The 11,499-nt window shown below is 39.7% G+C and carries 7 protein-coding genes; 1 reads left to right on the top strand and 6 read right to left on the bottom strand.

Annotated elements, in window-relative coordinates:
• Positions 1-139: 139 nt before the first annotated feature.
• Positions 140-913 carry an IclR family transcriptional regulator gene (locus tag AC04Q1_RS01205; RefSeq protein WP_478361047.1) on the top strand — a complete coding sequence of 258 codons (774 nt, stop codon included), beginning with the start codon at positions 140-142 and terminating at the stop codon, positions 911-913.
• A gap of 401 nt (positions 914-1,314) precedes the next feature.
• Here AC04Q1_RS01205 and AC04Q1_RS01200 read toward each other — a convergent pair whose 3' ends face one another.
• The 6 genes from AC04Q1_RS01200 to AC04Q1_RS01175 all read right to left on the bottom strand — a co-directional run bounded on the left by AC04Q1_RS01200 (position 1,315) and on the right by AC04Q1_RS01175 (position 11,498).
• Positions 1,315-3,480, bottom strand: coding sequence for an alpha-L-rhamnosidase-related protein (locus AC04Q1_RS01200; RefSeq protein WP_478361045.1), 2,166 nt, complete (start codon positions 3,478-3,480; stop codon positions 1,315-1,317).
• Between the two features lie 73 nt (positions 3,481-3,553).
• A complete protein-coding gene (locus tag AC04Q1_RS01195; protein WP_478361043.1) occupies positions 3,554-5,143 on the bottom strand; it encodes a sodium:solute symporter family transporter in 1,590 nt (529 codons plus the stop codon).
• Positions 5,144-5,322: 179 nt separating this feature from the next.
• Positions 5,323-6,408, bottom strand: coding sequence for a Gfo/Idh/MocA family protein (locus AC04Q1_RS01190; RefSeq protein WP_478361041.1), 1,086 nt, complete (start codon positions 6,406-6,408; stop codon positions 5,323-5,325).
• A 66-nt stretch (positions 6,409-6,474) separates the two neighbouring features.
• Positions 6,475-9,045 (bottom strand): L-rhamnose mutarotase, encoded by a 2,571-nt coding sequence (locus tag AC04Q1_RS01185; protein WP_478361039.1) that lies wholly within the window; start codon positions 9,043-9,045, stop codon positions 6,475-6,477.
• A 30-nt stretch (positions 9,046-9,075) separates the two neighbouring features.
• On the bottom strand, positions 9,076-10,008 hold the full coding sequence (locus AC04Q1_RS01180) for a sugar phosphate isomerase/epimerase family protein (protein WP_478361037.1): 933 nt from the start codon (positions 10,006-10,008) through the stop codon (positions 9,076-9,078).
• A 5-nt stretch (positions 10,009-10,013) separates the two neighbouring features.
• Complete coding sequence (locus AC04Q1_RS01175; RefSeq protein ID WP_478361035.1) at positions 10,014-11,498, bottom strand: acetylxylan esterase; 1,485 nt, start codon at positions 11,496-11,498, stop codon at positions 10,014-10,016.
• Position 11,499: the final 1 nt, after the last annotated feature.

The raw sequence follows: 11,499 nt of genomic DNA, 5'->3' as shown, positions 1-11,499 counted from the left end.
TTCAAATATAAATGTTTTTTTTAAATATGAAAACATATATTCGTATTTAAATTACACGAAATCTTCTTTTGTAGAAATAAGAAAGCATTTTGTATGTTTGAAATTGTAAAAAATACGCTACAGCCAAATTTAAACCCGTATGAACGAAAAAGAATCAAAATACCAGGCGCCTGCTTTGGATAAAGGACTTGATATATTGGAATACTTATCCGCACAGTCTATCCCATTGTCTCAAACCGAAATTGCCATTGGTATTGAGAAAACACCAAACGAAATTTACAGAATGTTGATGAGTTTGGAAAGTCGCGGTTATATTTTGCGTGATGAGGTATCGGGTAAATATAGGCTGTCGCTAAAACTTTTCTACCTTTCACACCGGCATTCGCCTATTGATGAGCTGCGTAAGGCTGCACAGTTTCCGCTGGAAGAATTGGCAAACAGTATCCGCCAGTCGTGCCATTTAAGTATTTTATACATGAACCAGGTCATGGTGATTATCCACGCCAAAAGCCCGGGACCGATTGCATTATCGATTGAAGAAGGGAATTTGTTTCCTTTGCCTTTAACTGCATCGGGTAAAGTTTTGTTGGCCTATATGTCTGATGCTGAGCGCAGCACAACCTTAAAAAACAATGGCATTTTCAAAAAATACGCCAAAGCCCAACAAGAGGATTTCTTAAATTCTTTGACTGATATTCAACAAACCGGTTCTTATTTTAAAAATAGTGATTCAGTTTCTGGTGTGACCGACCTTTCGGTACCGATCGGGATTGCCGGTAATAATGGGATCATCGCCTGTTTGACCATCTCGATGTTAAATGCGATAAATGTAGATCAAACTATTGCCAATGATGTGATACTCGCTGAAGCTTACAAATGTGTGAAGAAAATTGAACAACGGATTGGGGTTTAACCCCTTTGAGTGGCTTTTGTGTTTGTGCTTGTTTTACAACAAGTGCGTAGCTAGATAAACGATAAGCTATTCAACGCTCGTTAGAAGCTTGCGTTAGCGGAAAAATAGTAGTTCACACTTATTTGGGCGTTACCCAATCCCGTGAAATACGGATAGGGTCGGGCTTTGCAGGGCTTCGCTCCGGTACCGATGAAGTATCGGCACTGAACCCTTACAATCCCTAACGCGGAGTTATTACATCCTGATTTTTCGCCAATTGCTTGCGCTCGTCTCACAATGAGTGCGCAGCTAGCTTTACAATTTTATCGTTTGTAAATGACAAGCTATTCAACGCAGTTACTACATTAAGATTTTTAATTTCAAACCTCGCAGGTTTCCCAAACCTGTGAGGTTTAATATTTCTATCCTGAATACTTCACATTGTAATCCCTTCCCCTCTCAATCACCACTTCATAAATTCCTTTCGAAACCTCTTTCACTTTAGCATCTTTTACAACAGGTTTGGTTTTACTTTTGATTTTTAATTTTCCTAAGCCCGTTGTTGAGGAAACTTTGATTTCTTTTTTACTGCAATACACCGAAATGTCGCCGTTGGCTGTTGGTATTTTTCCTTCCATCCAGTTTAAGCTACCTAAATTTGGTTCAATCGTATAGGTTTCGTAGCCCGGTGTTGTGGGTTGTACCCCCAAATAATATTTTCCCAATAAATAAACCGGACTCGCGCCCCAGGCATGACAAAGGCTTTTTCCAAATGGCCGGCCGTACATAGCCAGGTGCTCTGTTCCTTTTTTATCGGGGTTGTATTCTTCCCAAAAAGATGTTGCGCCCAATTTTAGCATACCACCCCAATAACTTTTCATTTCTTTGAGTACGTAAGGCTGTTCGCCCATGGCACACAAGGCTTCAAGTTCGTAAAAACGCATGTATGGCGTGGTGATTTTGGCAATCTGATCATTCAGCAACACATTTTTCTTAACAGCCATTTTTTGTTCTGGCGTAAAATAATCAAAGAAGATCCCGAACATATTGGCATATCGGGTTACATTATCGGTTTGTTTACCATCAATACGGCTATGCACTAAAGCACTTTTGTTCTGGTTCCAGTAAAGTTCGAAAATCTTATTTTTCAGTTCTTTCGCCTGTTGATCGTATTTTGTAACTCCCTCACCGTCATTAGCTAATTTAGCGCACAATGCCATGGTTTCTAAACTCCGGGCATATAAAAGCTGTTCGAAACTCACTTCACCGTCTTTACTCAGTTTATCTGCCCAATCGATAAAAATCCAATCGCCAGGCATCCATTCCAATAAGCCATTTTTATTCTTTCTACCATCAATGTAAGTCATTAACGACTGCATTCGTGGATAAATATCCTGCACAAACTTTTTATCGCCCGTAAATTTGTAATAATCATAAATCCCTAAAAACCAATAAAAAGAATAATCCATAATGGTATTGATGTGTGCTGTTACAGGATCCTTACCACGCTGAGCAAGTAATGTCCGCTTTACAGTTGGTGCATCGAAAAATGAATAATAGTTCATTAAATAACTCTGGTAAGCATCGCCGCTCCACACCCAACGGTCGCGTTTAATTCCATCGATAAAAAACTCACGGGTATTTAAATGGAACGTATATTTGGCTACATCATAAATTTTGTTGAGTTCGGTATCTGAAGATTTAAAACTTCCGCGCTCGGTAACCGGTGCATATTCATACAGCATTGAAACTGAATCGGCAGATACAGAACCTTCAGATTGATAATTCACGTATCTGAAAGCTTTCGAAAGTGGCATAATGGAGTCTTTTTTTTGAGCCAGGTCGATATCAAGATAATCCAGGGTTTCACATTTGTCTGTTGACAAGGCCTCTTCTCTTGATTCTCCATAATAAATGCCCAGTCTTCCCTTTCCTTTCAAACCGTGAACTTTAATGAAACCGAAAGTCTCTTTTCCAAAGTCGGCAACAGAACCCTTATTTATTTTTTCGGTTTTAACAGCCAATTTCGCAATTACGGGCAATTTAAATTGTGATGGTAGTTGAGTTGGATCCGTTAAATTCCATGAACCTGCCGAAACAAAGGTAGTTCCCGATTTATCAGAGGTTTTTCCACTGGCATCAATCCATTCTTTATCCTCAAAGGTGCTTAACCAGGTATCATCAGAAACAACCGTTTTGCCCTGAACAAAAATAGCCGGAACGTGTGCCTGATTATAAACCTTTAAACTCAATTTGTGCTTGCCCGCAGGAATTTGGATACTTTTTGGAAAACCTGAAATGGCCTGACCATCAATTTTCACATTGTAAGTACCTTCTACGAACAACTTAACTTCTTCTGGCTGGGAAAGATTAAATTCTTTGTGAAAATCGACCAGCACATAATGGCTATCCATTTTCCAAAACACCGGAAAAAAAGAACCTCTTTCTGTTCTCCGGTTCTGCATCATATTGCTCATATAGATATCAAAATCCCCTGGATACCAGATCCACGATGCTTTTTGGGCAAAAAGTTGTGCTGTTAAACAGATAAAAATGCTGATGAGAATGAGTTTTTTTAAGTTTTTCATATTATTAGCTTAAGGCTTTTACCACGGATGGGCACAGATAAACACTGATATTATATCTGTCTTTTAATCATTATTAATGTCCGTTAAAAAATAAGTATAGTGCGATCATGACCACCGCTAATGCAATCCACGAAATCCAAACTGCCCTTTGTGGTTTTTCAATATTGGCCTCATGTTCTGCATTAACCGTGTAAATGCTTGGTGTTCTATCCAATAGGGAAATCAGGATCGCAATGATCAGTAATCCAGCGAAAATAAAAAACGAGAGCATCAGATAATGCGGCCAGAATGCATACTTATCCGATGGTAAAATCCATAAATAAGTAACACCTGTGCCCAAACTCAAAACAGAGCCGATCGAAAGCGTAAAATTTACGGCTTTTCTTGTCGTTCTTTTCCAGAAAACGGTGAGTAAGAATACCACCGATAATGGCGGTGCAATGAAACCTAAAACCGACTGAAAAACGTCGAATAAATTTAGCCCTTTGATGTTGTCGATGGCTAAAACCACTACAACGGCAAAAATGCACCCTGCTACAACTGCCCAACGACCAATACGGACAATCTGTTTATTGCTGGCCTGTGGATTGATTTTTTTCACGTAAATATCCATCGTGAAAACGGTACTTAACGAGTTTAAAGATGAACCGATGGTCCCCACCAAAACGGCAATCAGCACCACGATCACCAGGCCGTTCATGCCCGGAGGAAATAAATTGGTTACCATGGTCATATAAGCTTCGTTTGGGTCTTTCAGGTTCGGGAACAATACATAACAAAGTATCCCTGTTCCGATAAACAGAGGAAGCGAAAGAATTTTTAACCAGCCAATAAAACTCACGCCCAATTGTCCCTCCTTTAAATTTTTAGCGCCCAAAACCGACTGAACCATGGATTGATCAGTACAGAAAAAGGCGACAGCGGCAACAGGATAACCCAATAAAATGGCGTACCAAGGATATTTTGGATCGCTGGCGGGTTGGATTAAATTCCAGAAATGATGGGGTGTCTTTTCATACAAAGCCAAAATTCCACCTACCTTGTTTAAGCCTAATAACATCAATGAAAGTGAAACCGCAATCAGTAAAATCATCTGGAAAACGTTTACTTTGGCAATCGCTTTTAAACCACCAAAAAAGGTGAAAAGTCCGGCAAAGGCCACCAACACCGTAACCGATTGCCACATGGGAATGCCTAAAATCTGGCGGACTAAAAAGCCTCCTGCAAACAGCCCTAACGACAGCCATGAAATTAAGATCTTCACCAAGGCATACCATGCCAGAATATTCTGAGTGGAATCGCCATATCGGTTGCCCATAAACTCGGGCATGGTACTCACTTTGGCGGCAAGGTATTTCGGTGCAAAAACAATAGCCAGTAAGAATAAAAATATAAAGGCGTACCAATCGAAATTGACTGCTACGATACCTGTACTATAACCGATGCTCGCAAAAGCCAATAACATGGATGGGCCAACATTGGTGCCCCACATATTGAAGCCAATACTGCTCCAGTTTAATGATTTATTAGCCAGAAATAAGGTTTCATCACTGTTCTTCTTTTTGGAAAAGCTTGCCCTATATCCGATGATCATCAGGATAATGAGGTAAGCAATTACGATGAAATAATCTAAATTGGTTAAACGTTCTACTATATTCCCCATTTGGTTAGTTTTTTTTAGTTTTTGCCACGGAATCCACGGAGCGTTTATTTTTTCATTATCGCGAATCACACAGTATACGTTACCGTAGTGGTTCGTAGAGACACGACCCATGGCATTTTAAGGTGTATGTGCTCCTCCTTGTCTCCGTGGCTGAATGATCAGGTAATAGAGGTCAATCATTACAATCCTATCGATGCTCTGCTAATATGATTTGCCTCCAAAATTTCATCAATTTTTACCGGCAAACCGGTTTCTAAAGATTGATCCATCGCCTGCAATAACGCTACAGTTCCGATTCCTTCTTTTAAATCCGGATAGGCAGTAAAATTGTTATTGATGCTATCCGCAAAATAATCAAGGTAGTTCTGGTATTCTCCAGCGTGATGGCTCTGCCCTTCGAAACGGAAATAATGTTTTAAGGTCGCATCGCCCCAGGTAATGATCTTTTCTTCTCCGGTCTTGGTCGTAACCGAATAACGAAGCTCGTGGTAATCGGCTTGACTAGCGCCTTCTGTTCCCCGCAAAATACAGCTCATGCCACTATCACGACTTGCAGGTTGCGTTGGCCCGGTATAAGCACCACTAACCCTTGCAATCCGGCCATCTTTTGCCTTAAATATGAAGTGCATGGTATCCTGATTTTTCAAGCCGGCTTTTAAACCATTGCTACTTAACATACCATAACCCATTACCTCTTCAATGTCAGGCATATACCATCTGATAAAATCAACCGGGTGGCTTAATCCGCCGTACAACCATTTAAACGATTGCTTTAGCGACCAGCCTTTTTCCAAAAACCAACGGTGATCGGCATGATAGTGACTCTCTATTGTGATTAAATCTCCGATCAAACCTTCATCAAAATCTTTCTTCTGACGTTTAGCAGGTTCGAAAAAACGGGAACTTTGTCCTACAAAAATCTTTTTCCGTGATTTCTTCGCCAACTCCAACAGTTCATTCGCCTGACTCAGATCATCAATAAATGGTTTGGTACACACCACGTGTTTTCCGTGTTCGAGTGCCAGTTTAATGTGTTCGAAATGCAGGTGATCTGGCGTATAAATTGCGATCATATCGATTTTGTCACTGGTTAACATGTCCTCGTAATTGGTTGTCCAGTTTTTAAAATCAAATTCCAATGCACGCTCTTCACAAAGTTTTTTATTGGCATCACAAATTTGGATAAGTTTAAACTTCCTACTTGATAATGATGCAGAAATTGTACTTCTGCCCTCTCCTAAACCTAAAATCCCTAATCTTAACATGATATTATTTTTTAAGCGTTATTGTTTACCTCCCTTTGCCCTCTCCTGTGGAGGACAATAAGTCCTCTATTCTATAGGTTTAAAGAACACCCAAACCTCGTTGGGTTTTGTGCCTTCAATTCCTTCCTGATACTTTTTCATAATGGCATTCCATTCATCCACCTTAGGATTGTTTTCGGTGGTTTTTGGATTTAAATCATCCAATTTTTTCCCTTTTGGTATACTGATGATCAGCATCAATTGCCGGTCATTTTTAAAGATGGCTAAACGTTGAAATTCAGCATTACAGAACCCTCTTGAAATTTCGGGCCATTTCTCAAATTGTGTTTTATGATAGCTCAGGTATTCTTTTTGCATTTTTTCATCTTTAACCAAATTGGCCGATAAAATGATGTTATCCCATTCTGCAACGGATTTGTCGCCACAGTTCTTTTCTCTGCTAAAATCATAAAACAGATTATCATACAATTTAATTTCAGTAGCGCTTAAGCGTTTCAAAGTTTGTTTTAAACTCTCCACTTTTAAACCGGAAGTATAAATCACCAATCGATTGTTCCATTTATAAATTGAGCTTGCCAGAAGGTTGTTTTCTTTTGCGAAAGTTTTTATGGCGCTGTTTCCTGGAAGATTATCTGATTTAAAGATCAATTCGAATACGACAGGCTGATCAATAGCTTGATTAATAGTTTTTTTCGAATAGCTTGCTTTTTCCTTTAACAGATATTGAAAAGGTTTTTCTAAGCCCGCATGTTGCTTTATTTTTTCATCCACCTTTGGTCCATTGTTTTCCCACAGGTTATCTGGTCCGTTGGCATTTTGGAGATATTTTTCAGCGGGTGTCCAATTATTTTTGATGGTGAAATAGGATGAACCTTCATCTGTATACAGGTAAAACCAATGATCAGGAAGGTGTGCATATGGTGCTTTATAAATACTGTCGACCACATTTTCGGTAATAGATGATCCAGGCTGAGCAGATAAGGTATAAATCCCTGCTACATCATACATGTGTTTGCCGTAATGGTGGATTTTATTTGCCCTAATGGTGTTATTCTCCATCGCGTTTTTCGTTTTCGTCCAGCCCCAACCCATACTGATACCCGAATAGGAAACCTCACTGATTTCGTTATGGAGGATTTTAATTTCCCGAACATACCCTGCTCCAATACCCACAGCACCCCAATCTTCATTAGTTACATCGGTAATCAGGTTATTTTCAATTGTATTATTGGTCGAAATTTCCCTTTGATCTGTCGGATTATATGGCAAATGCACTTCTGTGGCTTCATCAGAAAAAGTCCCGATTAAAATGGCCGAACCACCAATATCCTTAAATAAGTTTCCTTTGATTTCATTATCAGCAGTTCCTTTTCTGTAATCCAGTCCTGTTGAAGCCAGATGTTCAAATCGGCAAGATTCGAATGAAGTGTTATTTGCGTAACTCACTTCCACAGCAGCGGCGGGACGGCCAACCCAGGCCTGGTTTTCTAAAGTGGGTTTATCTGCTGTGCCAGCTTTTTCCAGTTTATAGGCATCAAGCATATACATACCCGCCTGGTGAGGTACGTGACCTTGTTTTGATGGGCGCAACCAACTGGAATGTTCAAAAGAAATCCCTTTGAAGTTCACAAAAGAAACCGGTTGATCAATTGTACCTTCAATTTTAATAAGGTTCTCTAATGCAGGAGCAATTACTTCAGCCTTTTGCATGTTTTCCGATGCCTTTGGCCAGTAATAAATTTTATGGTTTAGTAAATCTTCAAACCATTCGCCAGGTTCGTTCAAAAACTGGATCGCATTGCTGAGGTAAAAAGCAGAATTTCCGGTTTTCTCCGAAATCCATGGCGCTGGCCAGGGATGCTCAGATTGGATCCTGCTTTCGGGCTGCATAAAAGAAAGTTCTGCACTATTGCCAGTCACTTTAACAGATTTTACGCGGAGATTTGCAATGGCCCACCACTGGTGGATGAGCATTTCCATCCCTTTAATATTCGCTAAACTGATGTTTTTTTGGAGTGGAATGGTACAAGTCTGCTTTTTGCTATCCCAGGATAAAATCCTTCCCATTTCTTCACCGTTGTAATTTTTTGCACGGATAGCTTTGGTTCCGTTTACCCAAAGCTGTCTGAACTGGAGATCACTGCCATCAAAATTGGGAATATCAGTAACCCAAACCTTCCCAATAGATTCTTTTGGCAGACCGGCAATAAAATGGCTGAGTTTTTTCCAGCCATTTATTTGAACACCTCCACTCAAAATAACCTTTTCAGCAGGCGCTGAAATAATTTCCGTCGGACTATCTTTTGTACCAGAATCTTCAGGACGAAGAACAACAGGTTCGTTTAATGGATAAAAACCTTTGCCCATGATAATCCGGATTCCATTCTTAATCGAGACATCATTTAAACGCCGCAATTCACGGGCTTTTCTAATGGCCGAATGCAATGTTGCCAAAGGCTTTTCTTTCGTACCTAAATTACGATCAGTACCATTTACGGACACATAAATATCTATTGCGCTTGATTTCAGGCACAGTAACGATAACAGAATTACCAGACTATAAAACGGTTTAAACTGTTTGGTTCGTGAAGACGCGAACCAAGGCACAAGACTTTTTTTATCATTTGCGATTTGCATCTTTTTTATTCTGGATATTTCCATATTCCCTTATTGAGATTGCTTCGTACCCCGAAATGACAACGCATGGTTTTGAAAAACTGATTTCAGGTAAGCGGTATTGGCGCTGAAATTATATTTTACATTTGTCGGCTGTTTTGCATCCCGGCTTCTTTCTACCACCAGCCATCCCTTCCAGCCCATGTCGTCTAGGGTTTCTTTTACCTTATTCAGATCGATCTTTGGATCATTTTGTAACCAAACACCATCTTCATTTGTAGCGTGAATTTGAACAATATTTTTCTTGCCTAAAATCCTGAGTTCCTGATGCAAATCCCGCCCATTTTTTATGGCGTTGGAGAAATTGAAATAACTTTTAACATGTATAGAACCCACCTCCTTTAATAACTGTAATTCGCCTTTTGCATCTAATGCACTTTCAATTCCGATGGTGATGCCATCTTTGGATGCCATTTTGCCTGCCACCTTTAATCTTTCTACAATTGGTTCACGCAATTCTGGATTTTTAACCAAATTGCCTTGAATACCTAATGGAAGAAATATTACTTTAATATTCATGGCTTTGGCGGTATCTAAAGCATCCTGAATCATTTTCTGATAAGTTGGTCGCTTGGCGAATGATTGTGCATAAAATCCGGTCATCGCCAAAGAACAGATCTCAAGATTTAATTCTTTTGCCTTATCCAGATACTCCTGTCTGATTTTTGGATCGGCGAGTTTATTGTCAAATGTCTCCCGATCGCCCAAACCACCCATATCAATTTCCAATCCATCGGCACCAATTTCTTTTGCCATTGGCAAAGCACTTATTTTTTGACGTTTCAGGATCATTAAATCGATTACGGCGATCTTATACCTATTCTTTTTATTTTCAACCGCAAAAAGCAATTGATCGGGAATCATTAAAACACCTGTTAATAAAGCCACATTGCTAATAAAAGATCTTCTATTTTGATGCTCCATATCTGTTATTTGATCGAGGTTAACGGAAATAATTTCTCTAAATTTTCAAAACCCATTACGGCATTTTTAGGTAATTTTTCACCTTTGTCGCCAAAAACATATAGGGCATTTTCCTTTTCGATGGTTACTTTGCTTTCATCATATTTACTGGTTTTACCTTTAACTGCAGCCGCGTTTAATTTGAAGTTTTTGATTAAAAAATCGTACAATGCAATGCGTTTATTAATACCAAAATCATGTTTTTCATCAGGAAGATGAACGTTTTCCACTTTATCCTTCACGCCATAATAACCATACATTTTTTGCAGGTATGGAAAATCATGTTCGGGTGTATTTGCTGTCCAATCGCTGCCATCTGAAACTAATAACTGGGGACGGGGTGCGGCCATTGCGGCTAATTCTACGTTATCAGTTCCGCCGCCACACTGATGAACAGGCATTCCACTTTCGCATGGGCAGCCACCATAAAAATAAGACGACATGGCCACTACAGGGGCACTCAGTTTAATCCTGTCATCCATAGCCGTCATTAAAATAGAATGGCTTCCCGCTCCGGAACCACCGCTGATTCCAATTCTGGTGGTATCTGTTTCTTTTAATGATGAGAAGTAATCTAAAATTCTGATTCCGCCCAAAGTTTGAATGGTTTGCGACAGGCTTTTACGGTGATCTTCGTATTTAAACTGCAACATCGATTCACCCCAGGCAAACAGATCGTAGCTGAAAGCCATAGCACCCATCTTGGCAATCATGGCGCAACGAATCTGACAATCGGGTCTGTAGCGTTGTTTTTCCCAGTGCCCATCGGGACTAAGTACAACAGGGATTTTTCCTTTAGAATGAAGTGGTTTGTATAATGAACCATTAATCCATACGCCGGGTAGAATCTCCAGCGCAATGTTTTCTACAGAATAGCCGTCGTAAATTCTCTTCGCAGTTACAATCGGTTTTGAGTCGGGTTTTGCAGGTAATGGCGATAACAATAAAGCCTTGTACAATTCAGGTTTTATTTCTGCCTTACGTTTTTCCAAACTCATCTTATCGTGATATTTTGTGGCCAAACTATCCAGATAGGCCCATCCATCCTGAACTTCCCATCGGTAATATTCGTATTCTTTTAATTTGTAAACACCAGGCTTTTCTTTGTTTACTTTCATATCCAAAGGGGTAAGTACATTCGCGAGCGTCTCATCAACGTTTGCACGAAAACGCCACTCCGCATAGTTTACCCATTTGTCTTTTACCTGTGGCTCCGAATATTTGATCTGAACTTTAAAACGGGTTTGAATCTCTTTTAAGACCTCAACTAATGGTTTTTTATAGAGGTTATCGGTATTTTGGTTTTGGGCGGAGAGATTTGTAACTGAAAATAAACTTAATAAAATAGCAAAAAGTAATTTAAATCCTCCCCCAACCCCCTCCAGAGGGGGACAATTTCTGCTATCAAAGATTTCGGTACCCGAAATAACATATCTATTTGCATTGCTCATC

It is taken from the genome of Pedobacter humicola (assembly GCF_056490705.1).
This window is presented reverse-complemented; position numbering and strand designations above follow the sequence as displayed.

Excerpts from the sequence above, each read along its gene's own strand:
- AC04Q1_RS01190 (WP_478361041.1), bottom strand. The coding sequence starts at position 6,408 with ATGTTAAGATTAGGGATTTTAGGTTTAGGAGAGGGCAGAAGTACAATT.
- AC04Q1_RS01205 (WP_478361047.1), top strand. The coding sequence starts at position 140 with ATGAACGAAAAAGAATCAAAATACCAGGCGCCTGCTTTGGATAAAGGA.
- AC04Q1_RS01180 (WP_478361037.1), bottom strand. The coding sequence starts at position 10,008 with ATGGAGCATCAAAATAGAAGATCTTTTATTAGCAATGTGGCTTTATTA.
- AC04Q1_RS01195 (WP_478361043.1), bottom strand. The coding sequence starts at position 5,143 with ATGGGGAATATAGTAGAACGTTTAACCAATTTAGATTATTTCATCGTA.
- AC04Q1_RS01185 (WP_478361039.1), bottom strand. The coding sequence starts at position 9,045 with ATGCAAATCGCAAATGATAAAAAAAGTCTTGTGCCTTGGTTCGCGTCT.
- AC04Q1_RS01175 (WP_478361035.1), bottom strand. The coding sequence starts at position 11,498 with ATGAGCAATGCAAATAGATATGTTATTTCGGGTACCGAAATCTTTGAT.
- AC04Q1_RS01200 (WP_478361045.1), bottom strand. The coding sequence starts at position 3,480 with ATGAAAAACTTAAAAAAACTCATTCTCATCAGCATTTTTATCTGTTTA.